A 17904-nucleotide genomic window follows, 5' to 3' on the forward strand; every position below is an offset into this window, starting at 1 on the left:
ACAAAAAAAGCGTTGAACTCTATAAGGTTCAACGCTTTTCTTAATTATTTTACATCACTTCAGCAATTCTTTTATAACTATTAACCTTATCAGTAAAATCATGTGTAATCGTCACTATCATTAACTCATCAACACCGTAAGTTCTTTGATATGCCATCAACTTATCCCGCACAAAATCAGCATCTCCTATGATGACATTGTCACGGACCTTATTGAGCTCAGCTACTTCTTCCTCGGTCAATTCAATTGCTGAAACTTCATCAAATGAAGGTATGCCAGAAAATTCTCGCCCAGTTGATTTTAAGGCTTGATTGACCAAATAAGGTCTCGCCATTCTTTCTGCTTCCTCATACGTTCCTCCACAAAAAGCGTTGACCGTAACTATGATTTCCCCTTTATTGCTATCTGCTTTATAGGTCGATAGTACTTCGCCTGTTGACTGACCACTCATAAACTCCCCATAGCAGTAATTCAACTGATTGTCTCTTGCAAAGATCGCACTTTTTTCACTGGTACCAAGCATCCACATTTTGACTTTATGCTGGCTATCTGGCATAACCTTCAAGTTTTCTCTCTTATTCATTAACAATGCTTTTAATTCACTGACTAAGTCTGGCATCTTAAAGACATGCCCAAGATAATTATCACTTAGTGCTTCAGAGGCAACGTTATCTCCGCCCGGGGCACGACCGATACCGACGTCAATCCGATCACCATGAAGTACGAGCAGTGTATTAAAAGTTTCAGCTACTTTTAATGGTTTATAATAAGGCAGCAGTGTTGCACCGCTGCCTAGTCTAATCTCTTTAGTTATCATCCCGATTGCACCGAGCGTTACCTCCGGTGCACTTGAGGATAAACCTTTCATTCCATGGTGTTCTGCTAACCAAAACCGAGTAAACCCTAATTGATCAGCAACACTTGCAAGTTTCACAGTATTACCCAGTGCTTCTTCTGCTGTCATGTGTGTTGAAATTGGTGCCTGGTCTAATATACTTATACGCATATTAATCTATGACTTTCAAAGTAATATTATACTCTCCAACATTATCTTCTTCATACAAGTTGTCTAGAGATGTTGAGAAGTTAACAATCTTCGCTTCGAATTCTTCATTATCATTCCCTGGAATTCTTACACGAAATTGTTCTTGATACAAGTGTTTTGATAAGTAGTGATAATCTTCACTCGCCACATCGAAAACGATGTTTACAGTACCCTCTTCTTTATCTCTAACGAGTTCTTTTACATCTAAAGTTAAGTCATCGAGCATGATTATATCGTACGCCATTCTATTCCATCCTTTCAATACATTAAAAAGAATAATAACATTACAACTATTCTTTTACTATTAAAATGCATACCCTTTTCTTATAAATTTAACCTTCTTTAGTCTTATCTTCAACAGGATAATTATACTGTTTTAAACGAGAAATAAACTGCTCATGATTTAGATGAACATGATTCAATTCTCTAAGTACTTCATCTCCATTTAAAAATTTAATTACAGTGATAACATCGTTCTCTATAGTGATATTTGTAATATCTTCTTTTATCAACACGTTTTCACCACGTCTAAATTTAATAATTATCCCACTTTCTGAGATATGAAGTTGATAATACTTATCTCCTTTGTCTGCCTTGAAGATAAAACCCATGACCAGGGCAACTAATACAATAATCGCTATGATGTAGGCACGATTAAAGGCACTTTCTTCAATGTTATTGAAAGTTCTGTATGACAAATCAAAGATAATGAACAATAAGTATGCACCGAGGACAATCAAGCCAAATAAGGTAAAATTAAAGCCCTTCGGATCATAATTTTTAGGCACATCTTTTCTACTTAAATAAATCACACCGTCATCTTTCATCCTGTCACCTCATTAGAATTCTTTATTTAATATACCCGAATTCAAAGAAGTTAACAGATATTTACTCAGTCACTTTATCTAAAACTTGTAAGTTTTTCTCCATTAGTGAAATGTAGTCCTCATCATTACTTATATTTTCTTCTGTTAATACTTCCATATTGTGAATGTATTCTGGCTCTGCTCCGATTTCATCCTGAACGACTTTAGATATTTTCCCAGAACTATTTTGCTCAAATAGTACATAATTTAAATTGTTTTCCTGGGCCGTCTCACTCAATTCTTTTAGTTGTTGTTGTGAAGGCTCATCACTCATTGAATAACCAGAAACCGCTAATTGTTCCACACCATAACGCGACCAATAACCAAAGGCTGCATGTGGCACGATGATTTTAGCACTTTCTTTATCATCTAAAGTTTCACTAAACTTTTCATCCAGCTCTTCTAGTTCTGATTGAAGGTTGTTAAAATTTTCTTCATAAAGAGCCTCATGTTCTGGATTTAAAGCAATCAGTTCATCTTTAAGAATGTCTCCAACTTCAATCATTTTTAAAGGATCAATCCAGATGTGCGGGTCAAAATTATCATGATTATCAATAATGATATCGGCATAATCTGTATAAATGACTTCACCGTTTTTAAGACCTTCTGCCTTAACAGAAAAGCTTTCTTCACCCGCTTCATGGTCAAATGACTCGCCTTTCATAACCGCTTCAAAGCCGCCCTCTTCAGTGACCGACCACTGAATTTCATCTACTTCATTGTCTGTTACAGTCAATTCAACAACGTCACCAGTGTGGTAGTGGTCGCTTTGACCTTCAATAACTTCCTGATCAGCTTCATCTTCAAATCCTTGATATTCTTCATGATGACCTTCAAATAGATTGTTGTATTGACCAATTTCTACTAATTCCACATCTTGGTTTTCTAAGGCACTTGCAATATTATTAGAAAATGCCTCCATGCCTTCACCGACATAGATTAGACCATCTCCATCAGCATAATGAGTCATTTCCTTTATAGTCGGTTCATAAGAATGACCGTCAGCACCAGGTGGGATAATCGATTCGGTCTCAACTGTCTCTCCACCAATTTCATTGACTAAATACTCTAGAGGATAAACAGTCGTATATATCTTTAACTTATCATTATTGGTTGCTTCACCTTGACTACAGGCACTTAACACCAATACCGTCACTATCAAAACTAAAAACTGCTTCATTGTATATCCTTTCTAGTGTTGTAACATATCTTTTTTAATCTCATCTACTGTTAGATCTTCAGGGTAATACGTTGGCCAGTGATCCACTTCTTCTAGTAAGGCTTCTCTATCATCTCCCCAGTAAAGGTGGTAATGACCAGATTTTTCTGGTGCGATAATGTGGTCAGAGAACTGAATATAATCTGGTGCATCCTCATCTCCATTCACTTGTTCGAAGATAAACCTTACACCTCTATTGCCCGCTTCATATTCTAAAATTTCATAGCCATCATATTCATACTGTCCGGTGATTGTGTCTTCTCCACTGACAAAGGAAATTGTGCCATCTTCTTTAATTTCAATTTCATTCATCGTCGTTTCATAGCCTGTATTGTAATACTCTTTATATTCTTCAGCAGTCTTATCACCGTCTTCTGCTTTATGTTCAAAAACTTCTTCAAGCTCACCTGAAGTTAGATAAGGGTAGACAGATTGCCATGTCCCTGTCCAATCTGAAATGTCACGGTCGGCAATATCTTCGTCTTCAAAGTATCCGTTATAGACATCACTATTGTGATCATCAATATGTATTTCAACCGGCTCACTTTCAGCAATTACGTTATGGTCCTCATCATAAAATGTCGCTTTTATTTTTTGACCGTCTACAGCTTCTATATTAAGTGTATCTTCAAACTCTTCTTCGATTATTACCCACTCTTCATCATCAGACTTCTGATACCAATGCCAGTGACCTTCTGTCTCTTCACCTGTTGTAACTGAAAGCTCGACTTGGTCTCCAGTATGATAGTGATCATTTAAGCCTTCGATTGTTGCCGTTTGAACTGCTTCACTGTGGTCGTGGTCATGATGATCATGATTTTCATGACTGTCCTCACTTGTTTGTTCCTCACTATCTGCATTCTGACAGGCAGCCATCATCGTTAACACTAAACTTGCACCAAACACCCATACATTCTTTTTCATAATCTCTCTCCTTTAAATCGTAATTATTACTATTCGTAATTGTTACGATTTGTATCATAGCATGAAATTTTAAAGAATGTAAACATAGATTTTATATTTAGGCATTAAAAAAAGCGGATTGACTGATTCAATCCGCTTCAAAATACATATTAAGTTATCTCCAAAATGTGTCTAAACCCTTCTTATCCTCAATATTAAAGTCGATAATCTCCTTTAATAAATCGTAATCCACCGCTTGATCATACTTTATTTTGAAGGTCATCTTTTCATGACTATAACCTGCTGCCTTGATTTTATCGCTAAATACTTCTATGCCTTTGGGTTCTGGGTTAATAGAAAAGTGATGTTTTGCCGGCTTGACCCCTATGATGAAACTACCCTCTTTTACATATAGCGGTGTACTCCACTTTACTTGGCCTTCAAAGTCAGGATAATGATTTTCAATCCAATCGTACACTTTAGTAATCGCTGCTTTTTGCTCATCGTTCAACTTATCTAAACTCTTTTTGAATATTTCCTTTACCATTTACATCCACCTCTTATATTTAAAGAATACGAGCATACCAATACTAATCAACAGCATAATACCTAGGGTAATAAAGTAACCAAACTGTAAGTTCAATTCTGGCATAAATTTAAAGTTCATGCCGTATATCCCTGTAATCAGAGTCAGTGGTAAAAAGATCGCTGAAATAATTGTAAGTACATTAATCACCCGGTTCATCTGGTAAGAATTATATGAGATATAGTTTTCTTTTATCTCGTCAATCATCTCTTCAGAGAAGGTGATAATTAGCTTCTGACGATCAATTTTTGCCTTTATTTTCTTTAATATACGCGCACTATTCTCACTGTTAAATATTTCTTCTTCCTCTGAAAACTTATCGACTAATTCCGACATCGGAACAATTACACGTTTAACACGAAAAACCTTTCGTTTTAAATCAAAAATTGCAGCATTAATTTTAGGGTCCCGTTTATTATCACCATGCCGTTCTTCAAACTCAATCACTTCATCTTCAATATCATGAAGTATTCCAAAGTATTGTTCCACTGCCTGTAGAAGGATATACAGTGCGATATCTACTTCTAAATCTTCGGTCATATTTTTAATAATCTTACCTATATCGATAAAATCCTCAAGTTGACCATTGTGAAATGTAAGTACAATATCTTTCATAACACAAATGTTAATGGCATGAGCTTGAAGTGTTTCCTTATCTATATTGTGACAGATCAACAACTGGTAATCGTCTGTCCTGTAATAAGATGGCCGATATAATTTTGTAATTTCATCTTCTAAGGTAATTGCTGTAAAGTCAAAGTCTCTTAGAAGCTGGTCTTTATCTTCAAAGCTCGAATAATCGTACCAAACGAAAGATGCATCAGCGGGTACGTCTTCTTCTTGTGTGGCATGAACAATTTGATTATCATATGTAATATATTCAATGCTTAGTGTCACTTTGTCACCTCTTTATAATCCTTACCCCAATTTGCCAACATATAATAAAAAAAGACAGCAGATTTAATCTGCTGTCTTCACTCATCACTCTTTTTCAAAGATTGTACCTTTTTTGAACGGTGAGTTTTTAAACATTGTCTTAGATATAATTGGATATGCTATAGCAGCAACAATAAATCCAATCAACCATGCGAGATCAACGAATGAGAAGGCTGCTGCAGCACCAATAATTAATGCGAGTAGAGCTGCATAGTTAAATCCTGAGAAGTAACCGCCTTTTTTGTATAGCTCTTTAATATCGATATGTTGTTTTCTCATCACATAGAATTCAATAATTAAAATTGCAATCATTGGCCCTAAGAATGCTGAGTATACATGAACGAATGTATCTAAACCTTTAGCGTTATCATCTTGTACAAGTAACCAAGGGAATGAACTCATAGCAAGCAGTCCTGTAATCGTTACTGCAATCTTGTAATTTAACTTAGTAAATAACTGAATAACGTAAGTTGGTGTGACGATGTTCGCAACCATGTTTACAGCAATCGCACCAAAGACAATAAATACAGAAATGAATAATTGCATTGCTTCGTTATCGAATAGGGCTGGTAAACCTAGTGCAGGGTTGGCATAGCCTGTCGCACTTGCAAGCATTGCACCAACAACAATAACTGAACCATAAGCAATAATGATCGGAACAAAGTAAAGTAAGCTACGTTTCCCATCTGAGTATCCAACTTTAAGTTCTCTTGAGTAGTCTGCAGCACTTAAGAATATTGCAGCATAGTTACCAAGGAATACCATGACATAGGCGAAGAATTCAACGCCCCATGTACCTTGTGTGTTAATCCATGTGTCTGCAATCGCAGCGCTATGGTCTGTTACGAGTATGTAAAATACGACAATAACAATACCCATAAGTACGATTGAAGCTACTGATTCAACCATCTTAATACTATGGAAGCCTTTCATAGAAAGTAAGATTTGAATCACAAGTAAAATAATAAATGCGACAAATACATTATCAATCGCACCATTAGAGACAATTCTAAATACCTCGTTTAATGCAGTACCACCAATCCATGACTGAATTCCGTACCAAATTACAGCAGGAACAGCACGTAGTAGTGATGAAATTAAAGTCCCTTTTTCACCAAATGACACTTTCAACTGTGAAACATACGAAATACCGTATTTATAACCAGCACGGTCATTTAGTGCAAATAATACTGAAACAATTGCGATAGCAACTAGAGCTGCTGCAATAGTTTGGTAAATATTTAATACTGCCATTCCCGCTACGACAACACTAGCACCTAGTGTCATGTTACCCATGTTGACACCGTCTCCGACCCAAAGTGACATGTAACCAGCTGCACCTAGGGTACGATCTTCTGGTCCATTAGGCTTGAGTGAATCCGTTTGAGCTGCCGCATCTGGATTCTCAAGTCCTTGGACTTCTTTATTTTCTTCTGACATGTTTACACCTCTTCAAAACATATAATTTTCAGTAATAATATCCATAAGCAATTATATATTTCTATATTCCCCATGTCTTTATCTATGATGGATAAATTTAAATCGTTTTCTCTCAATATCATACCATTTTATTATAGTTATTCACTCTTATTAATTTCTAATATCTTCAGACCGACCTGAACGGATAGCATCTCATTCGCATCCTCATAGTCCATCTGAGTAATGTCTTTGATCTTATCTAAACGATATGTGACTGTTTTATAGTGTACATAGAGTCGGTCTGCGGTACGAGAAATATTCTGTTGGTTTTGTAAATACATATCTAAGGTTTCAATGAGCTGGTCGCGTTTATTCTTATTGTAATCTAACAGGCGTCTCAAGCTGTGCGGAATATAGTCGCTGAGTGCATTGCTATCATGCTTGAACTGATACAACAATCTATATATACCCAATTCCTCAAAGCTTTGAACCCTATTGTAGTTATTTAACATGCGGTTGACCTCTTGTGCTTCTGTATGACTTCTCGGCAAGTCAAAAACAGTCTCTGCGATTGTGCCAATCCCCGCTAAAACTTTTGCATCCGAAACACTCGCCTCAAATTTTTCAACAACTAAGTTCAAAGTTCGTTTAATGTTGGCCATCTCTTTTTTTCTATCTTTTTGACCTGAGAATATCGGCCAAATTACAATAATTTGATTGAAACGCTCTCTGATGATTGCTGATTTCAGATAGTATTCAATATTATTAATTAATATATTGTAGTAGCGTTGACGAACGGTTGAATTGTTTTTACTTTCCTTAATATTTAAGGTGAATACAACAACTGCTGATCGACTATTTAAGTTAAAGTTAATATTTTGAGCACGTTCAGCAATGTCATTTTCATTTTTAATTTCACCGGATAATAAGTCATCGATAATTTCATTTTTATATTTCTTTTCCACTTCTGAAATCGCAATTTTTTTAGCTAAGTTAAGTGATAAGGCCGTAGCCGCATTTTCTATAGCCACGAAGTCAAATTCTGAAAAACCAGAGTTTATGGCACTAATGACCAACATAATCCGACTTTGATTGACGGTTGTTATCGGAATCATAATCTGTTCACATTCTCTGTCCTGTAATTTCGGATAGATAACAGATCGACGATATATTGGAAATATAGTGTTTAAGGTGTGTTTATCTTTCTCAAAGGTCTGAGTTTCATAAAATAACTCCACTTCACTATCTGTTGTGGCAAGTACTTTAAAAAGTTCATTATATATCGTAACTGGATTACCAATTAGTGATTCAAGCGTCTTAATAATGACCTCATCATCCATATTTCTAATAGAAAGTTCTGTGAATCTATGATTGATTTCTCTGAAGTATTCTAGTCGCTCGATATCTTGACTGAACAATTTACGTGTGACCCTCTTAATAATTTCTATAAAGGGCACATGTTCAGGAATGCTCACAATTCCTATATTATTTTGATGACATATGCGAGTGATAACATCTGGCAACTCCTTTATTTCCTTAGGTATCTTTGTGATAAAAACGGATATTTTTTTGTCAATTAAGGAGTTAATCCATTGTTCTAAATCTTGATTATCAAAATCCTTTACAGGATAAAAACTCGTCAACAAGGCCTCTCCGCCTTTTAACCACTGTGACACATCAGGTGCATCCATTATGGTGATGCCTGTGATATATTTAGATAGGCTTTGCTTAGTTCCTATATAATTCGCTTCTTGAATTTCTTCTAATTGCAACAATTCTCTCACTGTAAAATTCATAAGCACCTTCCTTTTTTGCTTTTATCCAACTTGGATAAGGATTTTTCTGTCATTATTCTCTATCATACCAACATTTACACGTATTTTACTAAGTGACAGCAAGAAATGGCATTCACAATTTCTTATCTATAATAGATATCTTATTTTGTACTGCTTAATGCTATGATGATATTAATATATAGAGGAGGTCATTTCATGACAAGAAAAGCATATAATACAAATACAGTCAGCAGCTCAGGTCCATACTCGCATGTCACTGATGCAGGAGAACTCCTATTTTTCTCAGGACAAACTGCCAAAAATCGCATTGATTTAAAAGAAGATTTAAAGGGAGATATTGCCCGCCAGACAGAAGTGGCTTTTAACAACCTGTTCGATGTAATGAAAGATCAGGGCGTTACTGAAGCAGATGTTGTTAAAGTTAACGTATACCTTACTACAATGAAAAATTTTGAAGCGATGAATGAAGTCTATCAGACTAAGTTTTCAGAGCCTTTCCCATCACGTACTTGTGTCGCAGTATATGAACTACCACTTGGTGCAGAAGTTGAAATTGAAATCATTGTAAAAAAGAATAAATAAGTCAGAAAGCAGCTGAATCAATTGATTCAGCTGCTTTACTTTTAAAATACATTTAAAGCAATGAATATTATAATCGGTACAGTGACTGCACTAAAAATTGTACTCATCATGACAATTTCTGCTGCGTACTCTGGATCATCACTATATTGCTGAGCAATAACAGAGCTATTGACAGATGATGGTAAGGCGGTCGATATAAAGATTGCCTGTGCAACGACGCCATCAACATTAAATAACATTAAGAGTGCAAGTGACATAGCCGGAATAATCAGTAGCTTCACCGCTGTAGCGAGAAATGCACTGGGTCGTAACTTTTTAAATTTAATTCCCGCGATTTGTGTGCCAAGTATAAACAGAACGAGTCCAATCATTGAGTCCTTCACATAAGATAAGGAAGAAATGATGGGCTCTGCTATTTCGACGTTGAAGTAATTAAATCCTAGTCCAAACAATAGACCATAGAACATTGGCATTTTAAAGTAGCCAAGTAAGGCCGCTAGTTTCCCTGTATCTTTTGAGCTTAGAGCAATGATGCCATAGGAATAACTGATAATGTTTTGAAACACCATGATAATGACCTGCACACTCATCGCAAAGGGATCACTTTTAAAAACTAGGTCGTTGACCGGCACACCGTAATTTCCAGCATTATATAAAAGACTAGAATTAGTAAAGAGCACCTTGTGGTCACGATCTACACTAGCAAATGTCGCAATCAGTTGAGAGACAATAAATGATAGCCCTGCAAATAGAAATAAGAATAACATGACGTAAAGTAACAGACTAAAATCAATATTGGATTGATATAGGTTCATAAAAATAAAAACTGGCATTATGTAGTTAATCATCAATTTACCGAGCGTCACTCTGTCGAGTTTAAGTTTAAGTTGTATGCCGTAGCCGAGCAAAACTATAATTGCTATCGGTAGCATGACGTTATATATAATAAAGATAAATTCATTCATAGTATTCATCCTCTATCGACTTATTCTTGATGCTTTGTATGTTTAGTATTGGTCGAGAACCTCGTTAAATTGAGCTTTAAAGGCTTGTCTTTCTACTTCTGTAAATGCTTTTGGCCCTTTTGTTCTCCCACCCGATTTTCTGACCATAGCACCCATATAACGACTTTCTAAAAGGTGATCCATGTTGTTTATATTGTACTCAAAACCAGTATGATGGAGTACTCGGCAACCTTTTGGAAGTAATAAGGATGCTAGACCATAGTCTTGGGTAATGATCAAATCCCCCTTTTTTACAAGCTGAACAATTTTAAAATCTGCTGCATCTCGACCAGCATCGACATAGATATGATTGACGTGACTTTGTAAATCCTTATTACTGAAATGCGATAAACTTGATACTAAAGTGACATCAATATTTCTATTGGCACTTTCAGAGATTACTATATCTTTGACTGGACATGCATCCGCATCGACAATAATTTTCAAAAACTCACCTCTTTTAGTACAGCATATCAGTTTTTATTCTTAAACACTTTTCTAGATTTTTTACTATGCCCTTGGATAATTTGTGATAAGAAAGCTAGAGTTTTTTATCTATTATCACCAAAGACATTTTATGTAAATCTATATATTATAAATAATGATTATTATAAGAAAGAAGATGTTGGGAAATGATCAATCAACTTAAAAATTTAGATAACTGGTTAGGTGGTCTACAGTGGCTCATGTATATATTCATTAATACTGTCGTTGTACCGATTACCATGGGTGCTGCCTTTAATCTATCTCAAGCGGAAATCGTCAGCACCATGCAATTTTCCTTTATTTTAGGCGGGATTGCCTGTTTACTACAAGCTTTAATCGGCCATAGACGCCCAATTATGGACGGTCCTTCTGGATTATGGTGGGGTGTCTTACTTGCCTTATCTACACTTGCAGCCTCACAAGGCATGCCAATCTCTGAAGTCGGTGGCAGTATAGCTGTTGGATTAGTCATCACTGGTGTATTAACCGTAATTATTGGCCTGACAGGTTTTGGTTATTACTTAGAGAAATTATTTAACCCAAGTGTGATGGGTGTGTTCATGCTTTTATTTGGTGTATCACTTTGTATTAGCTTCTTTAAGGGGATGGTTGGTCTACCTTTTGGTGGTGGAGAAGGCCCTACAGAGATTCAAATAGGTCCAGCAATCCTATCTTTTGTTATTGTTGCACTTGTTTTAGTCTTAACAATTCGTGAATCTAACAAACTATCACAATACGCCATGTTAATTGGTATTATAATCGGGTGGCCATCCTATGTCCTTTTATTTGGTCAGGATGCTCAACTCACTTCAGGCACATCAAGTTCTTTAGAATTATTCCTTTTCCCTCTGGGTTCTCCAGCTTGGAATATCGGAATTATATTAACCGTCATTATTACGGGGATGCTTAATCTATCAAAACAATATGGTTCAATCAAAGGCACAGATCCAATCTATCCAAACTCACCATCAACGAGTAAAGACTATAGAAACTCCTTTACGATTACTGGTATTATGACAATTTTACCTGGCTTTTTAGGTTTAGTACCTTACTCACCTTTTGTTTCTTCAATCGGATTTATTCAACAGACTAAAATTTATGACCGTATGCCGTTCATTTTTGGTGCTGTGATGTTCTTTGTTATGGGTGTCATTCCTCAAATTGGTTCATTCTTTACGATGATACCTCTAAGTGTTGGATGTGCTGTTTTATTTGTATCTTATGTTCAACTCTTTGGTTCAGCTTGGGATTGGTTTAAACTTGTTGAATTTAATAGTTTAAATATTTACCGTGCAGCAATACCAATGTTTTTAGGATTGGTTCTAATGGCAGTACCTGCCTCAGCATTTAGCAGCCTACCAGGCTATGTTCAACCCTTACTATCAAGCGGTTTGTTAATGGGCACCATCATCTCAATAGCGATGGAAAACTTATTGAACTGGGATAAGGTTGGTGCAACCATCTCAAATAATATTGGTGTAAATACTGAAAAAGAAGAGCCTGTAAATAAACTATAGCTATAAGTAAAAGCTTGGTCATCGATTCGTAGATGGCCAAGCTTTTTTCTATTCAACTTCAATCATGTTTAAATCTAAAACGTATTCGTCATTGAAGCTGATGTTAATGTAATTCGCATTATCTACAGCCGGAAGATAAGCAGGTGCAGTACTGATTTCCACTGTTTCTATAAAGCGACTGCCCCTGTAATAGCTGATCATCGCTGGTGCTGTAATAACGTAGTCCTTACTAGAATTATATTCTAAAGCTTCCGTAACAGTATACTCCTCATCATCAACAAATCTTCCACGCTCATCGATTCTTTGACCTGGAAAAACATCATCTCCACTTAGGAAATCCTGACCAAACATAATCTGACCTTGGAGATTTTCAATATCAGGCTTTCCTTGTCCTAAATATTCATCAGGTGTTGTGCTTTCTTCAGCATCGGCCGTTGCATTATCGACCGCTTCATTTCTCAGCTCCACAACATCAGCTTCTGGTTCACCAAATGAAACAATCACTTGGTCCGCTTCAGGTACACTCTCTATGAGGTATGGCCCTTCATGCCCATAATTATTCGTCTTTATAAATGAATCTCCGTAAAAATAAGAAACATATGCTGCGCTTGTTAAAGTATAGTCTTGACTGGCATCATAGGGAATAAAATCCGTACGACTCATATGACTACGGGCATCATCCACACCACTATAATTAATCCAATACCCTTCTATTATGTCACTATCCTCTATTAAATCAGTGGCTGCTTGTTCCTCAGTCTCTTTCTCTGATTCTTCAACGTCAGACTCTTGGTCTTCTACGCTATTATAATCATCGGAAGATGATGTTGAATCAGTTTCTGTATCATTTTCTGCTTCTTTAGATTCAGTGGTATTATTATCGGTTGCTTGTTCACTTTCGGTAGTTTCAGTTTGATCACTCTGATTACTACAAGCTGCTAAGGTAGTGATGCTAAACATAATAAGTAACAATACTTTCATAAGCGCCCCCCTAATATAAAATATACACCTGTTATGTATATACTTAACATTAACCTAACTATACCCTTATTTCAGGTAGTAAAATAGAGTATTTTAAATTTTCTCGAACTCGTCTGACTCTCATGTTACTGCAACCCACAAAAAATCCCTCTAGGACTGATAATTTCATCAATCCTAGAGGGAAAGCTATTATATTATGGATTATTTGACCATAAACCTGCGTGTTTTAAGACAACGCGATTATTTAGTTTCAACTGTAGAACGATAAGTTCTGCTAGGTCTTCTGCTTGCATGACCTTATCCGGATTGCCATCTGTTAAATTCAATTCTTTCGCCATATCAGTTGCAACTGTACTTGGTGTTAGGGTTACCACACGGATATTATCTTTTCTTACTTCCATCATTAATGATTCACTTAAGCCGATAACCGCCGCTTTAGATGCCGAGTAAGCACTTGTTACAGGGCCACCTTTTTGTCCGGCAGTTGATGAAATATTAATGATATCTCCACTCTGTCTTTCCACCATTTCAGGTAGGACTGCTCTTGTTGTGTAGTAGACACCTTTAACATTCACATCAACAATATTTGTCCACTCTTCTGGTGACAGCTCCATAAATTTACCAAATTTAGATATACCAGCATTGTTGAGTAGAATATCGATTGGTCCAAGTTCGCTTCTAATTGCTTCTACTGCTGATGTAATTTCATTTAAGTCTGCAACATTTGCAGTTTGCACTGACACTTTAATATCATATTCCGCTAGTTCTGACTTAACATTCTCTAAGTTTTCAAGCGTGCGACCAACGAGTCCAACATGGACACCTTCTTTTGCTAGTGCAATCGCTGTCGCACGACCGATGCCACGACCGCCTCCAGTAATTAAGGCAACTTTTCCTTTAATATCCTGCATGAATGTTCTCCTCCATTAATCAATTATCATCTATACTTTATCATTTTTATAGATAAAATTTGAATGATTCGTTCAATCTCTCCATTACAAGAATTCAAACAACTCTTTTAAATCATTCACTTCATAATTCAGTGGTACTTCATGACTTTTTTCTAGTTTGTATGGGTTATACCAACAACGATCAATCCTTGCATTATAAGCTCCGTACATATCTGAAATTAGACTATCTCCAACCATTAAAACCTCATTCGGTGAGAGCTGTGCTCTTCTTAGACTTTCTTCAAAAAAGTTCACATTCGGCTTCTCATAACCAATATCACTAGAGATATAAAGATCTGTAAAGTACTCGTATAAACCTGCAAGTTTCAATCGATTTTCCTGCATGCTTAGTTCACTATTTGAAGCTGCATATACCTTATAGCTTTTTGCCAATTCTTTAATAGCGAGGTCTGCATTCACCTCTAAAAAGTGTTGACGACCTAAGCCAGCCTGAAAATGATCTCTTATTAAATTTGGTTCTACACCTAAGTTTAATTTTTCACTCAAGATGCTAAAACGCGTATTAATAACATCATTTACGGTTATTTTTTCTTCTTTTTGTTGTTTCCATAAATCATCATTAATTTCCAAATATACCTTATAGAGATCTTCAGTGAAATCTAAATTGAAGTGTTTAAATGTATCTTTAAAGGCGCCTTCACTCGATTTCGGGAAATTTAAAACCGTATCATCAATATCTAAAAATATCGCCTTATACTTGTTACGCTTCACCATCTATCAATGCTCCTTATTTTCTATACAATGTCATCAAAATTATAGCAGAGATCTATTTATAACTTAACATAAGAACAGTAATCTAGTATTTGCCTATAAAACAGTCAAGGTATATAATTAAGTTAAATATAGTTAGACGTCTAATTATTCAATTATAAAAGTATGTTGAGGGGGAAATATTGTGTCGGAAAAAAAGATATTTGACCTTCTACACCAAATGGATACGTTCACTAATCAGATGATGATTCGATGGAATAAAATTTTTGATGAAGACCTAGGTGTTTCACATATACTCACCTTATCCTTCATACAACATAACGCACCATCTCGTCCGTCTGATGTTTCAAAAGCCTTGGGACTCACACCACCTACCGTGACCCATCTAGTGAATAAATTGGTTAAGAAAGAATTAGTAGAACGTGAAGCAAATGAAAATGATCGCCGTATCATATATTTAGTAATTACTGCTAAAGGACAAGATGTTTTAGAAAAAGCGATAGAGTGCGGACAGGTTTTACGAAAAGAAATATTTTTAAAACTAACTGAAGATGAAAGACAACAACTGCTCACCTTATATAAAAAGTTAAACCAATAAATCATATTATAAAAGAGCTAGGTAAAATGAGATTAGAAGGTAAAGTTGCGATTGTTACAGGCGGTGCACAAGGTATGGGTGCTGCTCACGTGAAACGTTTTGTCGAAGAAGGTGCTAAAGTAATTTTTACTGACATTAATGAAGAAGCCGGTAGAGCGCTTGAAAAAGACCTTGGAGAAACAGAAAATTTGTAAAGCAAGACGTGACTAAAACGAAGACCGGTATAAGGTCGTTAAAGAAACTAAGGATTCATTTGGGCAAATTGATATTCTTGTGAACAATGCTGGAATCAGTGTCAATAAGCCTTTGATGGAAATGACAGAAGATGACTACCGTAGAATCGTTGATATTAACCAAGTCTCTGTGTTTTTAGGGAAACAAGCTGTCGTTCCTTCAATGACAGAAGCTAATAAAGGATCCATCGTAAATGTCTCATCTATTAATGGTCTAGTCGGAGGCGCTGTCGGTTACACCGATACTAAATTTGCAGTAAGAGGCTTTTCTAAAGCGGCTGCCTTACAACTCGCACCACTAGGAATTCGTGTAAACTCTGTGCACCCTGGTGTTATAGAAACACCAATGATTAAACAAGGCGATGCAGCAGAGCAAATCAAAGCATTTTCAAAATTTATTCCTATGAGAAGAGTGGCTCAACCCGAAGAGGTTACTGAACTTGTTCTCTTCCTCGCTTCAGATGATTCATCCTACTCAACAGGTTCAGAGTTTGTTGCTGATGGTGGCTTGACTGCCCAATAAGATATGTAACACGTTGATATTATTATCAATGTGCTATTTTTTATTCTAAGTAATATACAAGCAGATTATTTTCTCCTCTAATTGGCCTATGCTTATAATATGGAAGTGATTGATTTAAATATTTTAGGAGGTCTCTTACTATGGAGAAGAAATATGAAGGGTTATTTCAACCTTTAACGCTTCCAAATAAGGTTACACTGAAAAACCGTTTTGTACTTGCACCAATGACACACGTTTCATCACATGATGATGGTACAATCTCTGATGTAGAATTGGAATATATAGAAAAGCGTTCTAAGGATGTAGGCTTATCTATTTCAGCAGCAAGTCATGTAACACCGATTGGTCAAGCATTTACCGGGCAACCCTCTGTCGCATTTGACAGTGATATTGACGGTTTAAAAAAACTTGCACAGGCTATGAAGAAAAATGGTGCACAAGCACTCGTTCAAATTCACCACGGCGGTGCAAAATCCTTACCTTCATTAACACCAAACGGTGATGTTGTTGCACCAAGTGAAATTCATATGCAAGCTCAGCCTCCACATAACCCTAGCAAGGTAGATGAGGATTATCACGGGAGAGAGATAACTGTTGATGAAATAAATGAAACTATAAAAGCATTCGGTGAAGCGACACGCCGCGTCATTGAATCAGGATTTGATGGAATTGAGATTCATGGTGCCAACCACTATCTGATTCATCAATTTGTTTCACCGTACTATAACCGTCGTACTGATGAATGGAAATATGATGACTTTAAATTCCCACTTGCAGTAATCGATGAAGTTGTTTCAGTTGCAAAAGAATATGCTAATGAAAACTTCATTGTCGGCTACCGCTTCTCTCCTGAAGAAGCAGAATCACCAGGTATTTCTATGGAATTAACGAAAGAATTACTAGAAATTTTAGTACAAAAACCTCTGGACTATCTTCATGTTTCACTTGGAGACATTCACTCCAAAACACGTGAAGGTAAATACAGTGGAGAAAGTCGTCTTCACCTTTTACACGAGTGGATTGGCGGCAAACTTCCATTGATTGGAATTGGTTCAATTTACACAGCAGAAGATGCCCTAAGAGGATTCGAAACAGGCGATACAGAACTCATCGCACTTGGTCGCGGTATTCTTCTAGACCATGACTTTGTTGGTAAAATTAAAGATGGACGCGCAGATGAAATTACTTCAGAATTTGATCCAGACAGAGCAGACTTACATGAACTACCAGAAAGACTCTGGCATCAATTGAACGACGGACACTACGGTGTACCGAGAACTAAATAAATATAATCTTTGAATAGCCTAGAAATGTGATTGCGGCACATTTCTAGGCTATTTCTTTTTGTTGTGATAAGTCAGTCACTCACTTATCACCATTTCTCCTGATTTCAGTGATAAGTCACTCTCTTTTAACTCACTTATCACCACCGCATACAATTTACCTTAATTATCTATAGAAATGGATAAGTAAATATAACCACTTAATCATACTAATCAACCACTTAGACAAAACAAGTGGTTTTTGC

At 36.2% G+C, this 17904-nt stretch carries 18 protein-coding genes and 1 pseudogene; 5 read left to right on the top strand and 14 right to left on the bottom strand.

Annotation, left to right across the window (positions count from 1 at the left end; translation table 11 throughout):
• Window positions 1–49: 49 nt before the first annotated feature.
• The 9 genes from H624_RS0100115 to H624_RS0100155 form a co-directional block, all read right to left on the bottom strand.
• Window positions 50–1006 (bottom strand): MsnO8 family LLM class oxidoreductase, encoded by a 957-nt coding sequence (locus H624_RS0100115; protein ID WP_026865748.1) that lies wholly within the window; start codon window positions 1004–1006, stop codon window positions 50–52.
• Between the two features lies 1 nt (window position 1007).
• On the bottom strand, window positions 1008–1289 hold the full coding sequence (locus H624_RS0100120) for a DUF3219 family protein (protein ID WP_026865749.1): 282 nt from the start codon (window positions 1287–1289) through the stop codon (window positions 1008–1010).
• An 88-nt stretch (window positions 1290–1377) separates the two neighbouring features.
• Window positions 1378–1872, bottom strand: a complete 495-nt coding sequence (locus H624_RS0100125) for a hypothetical protein (protein WP_026865750.1) — start codon at window positions 1870–1872, stop codon at window positions 1378–1380.
• A 61-nt stretch (window positions 1873–1933) separates the two neighbouring features.
• Window positions 1934–3091: a metal ABC transporter solute-binding protein, Zn/Mn family gene (locus H624_RS0100130; RefSeq protein WP_026865751.1), complete on the bottom strand. Its 1158-nt coding sequence runs from the start codon at window positions 3089–3091 to the stop codon at window positions 1934–1936.
• 12 nt (window positions 3092–3103) lie between these two features.
• On the bottom strand, window positions 3104–4054 hold the full coding sequence (locus H624_RS0100135) for a ZinT family metal-binding protein (RefSeq protein ID WP_026865752.1): 951 nt from the start codon (window positions 4052–4054) through the stop codon (window positions 3104–3106).
• A 154-nt stretch (window positions 4055–4208) separates the two neighbouring features.
• Window positions 4209–4580 (bottom strand): DUF1801 domain-containing protein, encoded by a 372-nt coding sequence (locus tag H624_RS0100140; RefSeq protein ID WP_026865753.1) that lies wholly within the window; start codon window positions 4578–4580, stop codon window positions 4209–4211.
• Complete coding sequence (locus H624_RS0100145) at window positions 4581–5516, bottom strand: CorA family divalent cation transporter (protein WP_026865754.1); 936 nt, start codon at window positions 5514–5516, stop codon at window positions 4581–4583.
• Window positions 5517–5600: 84 nt separating this feature from the next.
• Window positions 5601–6995 carry an NCS1 family transporter gene (locus H624_RS0100150; RefSeq protein ID WP_026865755.1) on the bottom strand — a complete coding sequence of 465 codons (1395 nt, stop codon included), beginning with the start codon at window positions 6993–6995 and terminating at the stop codon, window positions 5601–5603.
• Between the two features lie 137 nt (window positions 6996–7132).
• Entirely contained in the window at window positions 7133–8770 is a 1638-nt protein-coding gene (locus H624_RS0100155) for a PucR family transcriptional regulator (protein ID WP_026865756.1), read from the bottom strand.
• A 195-nt stretch (window positions 8771–8965) separates the two neighbouring features.
• Between H624_RS0100155 and H624_RS0100160 the strand changes: the two genes are divergently transcribed.
• Complete coding sequence (locus H624_RS0100160) at window positions 8966–9352, top strand: RidA family protein (RefSeq protein WP_026865757.1); 387 nt, start codon at window positions 8966–8968, stop codon at window positions 9350–9352.
• A gap of 41 nt (window positions 9353–9393) precedes the next feature.
• On the opposite strand, the gene H624_RS0100165 is transcribed toward H624_RS0100160, so the two are convergent.
• Window positions 9394–10317 (bottom strand): AEC family transporter, encoded by a 924-nt coding sequence (locus H624_RS0100165; protein WP_026865758.1) that lies wholly within the window; start codon window positions 10315–10317, stop codon window positions 9394–9396.
• A gap of 42 nt (window positions 10318–10359) precedes the next feature.
• Window positions 10360–10803, bottom strand: coding sequence for a YaiI/YqxD family protein (locus H624_RS0100170; protein ID WP_026865759.1), 444 nt, complete (start codon window positions 10801–10803; stop codon window positions 10360–10362).
• Between the two features lie 185 nt (window positions 10804–10988).
• Here H624_RS0100170 and H624_RS11370 point away from each other — a divergent pair, with 185 nt between their 5' ends.
• Complete coding sequence (locus H624_RS11370; RefSeq protein WP_051220426.1) at window positions 10989–12359, top strand: uracil/xanthine transporter; 1371 nt, start codon at window positions 10989–10991, stop codon at window positions 12357–12359.
• 48 nt (window positions 12360–12407) lie between these two features.
• Here H624_RS11370 and H624_RS0100180 read toward each other — a convergent pair whose 3' ends face one another.
• From H624_RS0100180 to H624_RS0100190, 3 genes are all read right to left on the bottom strand, one after another.
• A complete protein-coding gene (locus tag H624_RS0100180) occupies window positions 12408–13340 on the bottom strand; it encodes a hypothetical protein (protein WP_026865760.1) in 933 nt (310 codons plus the stop codon).
• A 194-nt stretch (window positions 13341–13534) separates the two neighbouring features.
• Complete coding sequence (locus H624_RS0100185) at window positions 13535–14251, bottom strand: 3-ketoacyl-ACP reductase (protein ID WP_026865761.1); 717 nt, start codon at window positions 14249–14251, stop codon at window positions 13535–13537.
• Window positions 14252–14335: 84 nt separating this feature from the next.
• Window positions 14336–15025: a YjjG family noncanonical pyrimidine nucleotidase gene (locus H624_RS0100190; RefSeq protein ID WP_026865762.1), complete on the bottom strand. Its 690-nt coding sequence runs from the start codon at window positions 15023–15025 to the stop codon at window positions 14336–14338.
• A gap of 181 nt (window positions 15026–15206) precedes the next feature.
• Between H624_RS0100190 and H624_RS0100195 the strand changes: the two genes are divergently transcribed.
• From H624_RS0100195 to H624_RS0100205, 3 genes and pseudogenes are all read left to right on the top strand, one after another.
• The gene (locus tag H624_RS0100195; RefSeq protein ID WP_026865763.1) at window positions 15207–15620 is read left to right on the top strand and encodes a MarR family winged helix-turn-helix transcriptional regulator; all 414 of its coding nucleotides are present in this window, start codon (window positions 15207–15209) and stop codon (window positions 15618–15620) included.
• 26 nt (window positions 15621–15646) lie between these two features.
• A pseudogene (locus H624_RS11375) lies at window positions 15647–16376 on the top strand (glucose 1-dehydrogenase).
• Between the two features lie 140 nt (window positions 16377–16516).
• Complete coding sequence (locus H624_RS0100205) at window positions 16517–17662, top strand: NADH-dependent flavin oxidoreductase (protein ID WP_026865764.1); 1146 nt, start codon at window positions 16517–16519, stop codon at window positions 17660–17662.
• Window positions 17663–17904 lie beyond the last annotated feature (242 nt).

It is taken from the genome of Jeotgalicoccus marinus DSM 19772 (assembly GCF_000425825.1).
GTDB lineage: Bacteria > Bacillota > Bacilli > Staphylococcales > Salinicoccaceae > Jeotgalicoccus > Jeotgalicoccus marinus.

Excerpts from the sequence above, each read along its gene's own strand:
- H624_RS11370 (WP_051220426.1), top strand. The coding sequence starts at position 10,989 with ATGATCAATCAACTTAAAAATTTAGATAACTGGTTAGGTGGTCTACAG.
- H624_RS0100190 (WP_026865762.1), bottom strand. The coding sequence starts at position 15,025 with ATGGTGAAGCGTAACAAGTATAAGGCGATATTTTTAGATATTGATGAT.
- H624_RS0100125 (WP_026865750.1), bottom strand. The coding sequence starts at position 1,872 with ATGAAAGATGACGGTGTGATTTATTTAAGTAGAAAAGATGTGCCTAAA.
- H624_RS0100205 (WP_026865764.1), top strand. The coding sequence starts at position 16,517 with ATGGAGAAGAAATATGAAGGGTTATTTCAACCTTTAACGCTTCCAAAT.
- H624_RS0100160 (WP_026865757.1), top strand. The coding sequence starts at position 8,966 with ATGACAAGAAAAGCATATAATACAAATACAGTCAGCAGCTCAGGTCCA.
- H624_RS0100130 (WP_026865751.1), bottom strand. The coding sequence starts at position 3,091 with ATGAAGCAGTTTTTAGTTTTGATAGTGACGGTATTGGTGTTAAGTGCC.
- H624_RS0100185 (WP_026865761.1), bottom strand. The coding sequence starts at position 14,251 with ATGCAGGATATTAAAGGAAAAGTTGCCTTAATTACTGGAGGCGGTCGT.
- H624_RS0100120 (WP_026865749.1), bottom strand. The coding sequence starts at position 1,289 with ATGGCGTACGATATAATCATGCTCGATGACTTAACTTTAGATGTAAAA.
- H624_RS0100150 (WP_026865755.1), bottom strand. The coding sequence starts at position 6,995 with ATGTCAGAAGAAAATAAAGAAGTCCAAGGACTTGAGAATCCAGATGCG.
- H624_RS0100180 (WP_026865760.1), bottom strand. The coding sequence starts at position 13,340 with ATGAAAGTATTGTTACTTATTATGTTTAGCATCACTACCTTAGCAGCT.
- H624_RS0100115 (WP_026865748.1), bottom strand. The coding sequence starts at position 1,006 with ATGCGTATAAGTATATTAGACCAGGCACCAATTTCAACACACATGACA.
- H624_RS0100155 (WP_026865756.1), bottom strand. The coding sequence starts at position 8,770 with ATGAATTTTACAGTGAGAGAATTGTTGCAATTAGAAGAAATTCAAGAA.
- H624_RS0100135 (WP_026865752.1), bottom strand. The coding sequence starts at position 4,054 with ATGAAAAAGAATGTATGGGTGTTTGGTGCAAGTTTAGTGTTAACGATG.
- H624_RS0100140 (WP_026865753.1), bottom strand. The coding sequence starts at position 4,580 with ATGGTAAAGGAAATATTCAAAAAGAGTTTAGATAAGTTGAACGATGAG.
- H624_RS0100165 (WP_026865758.1), bottom strand. The coding sequence starts at position 10,317 with ATGAATGAATTTATCTTTATTATATATAACGTCATGCTACCGATAGCA.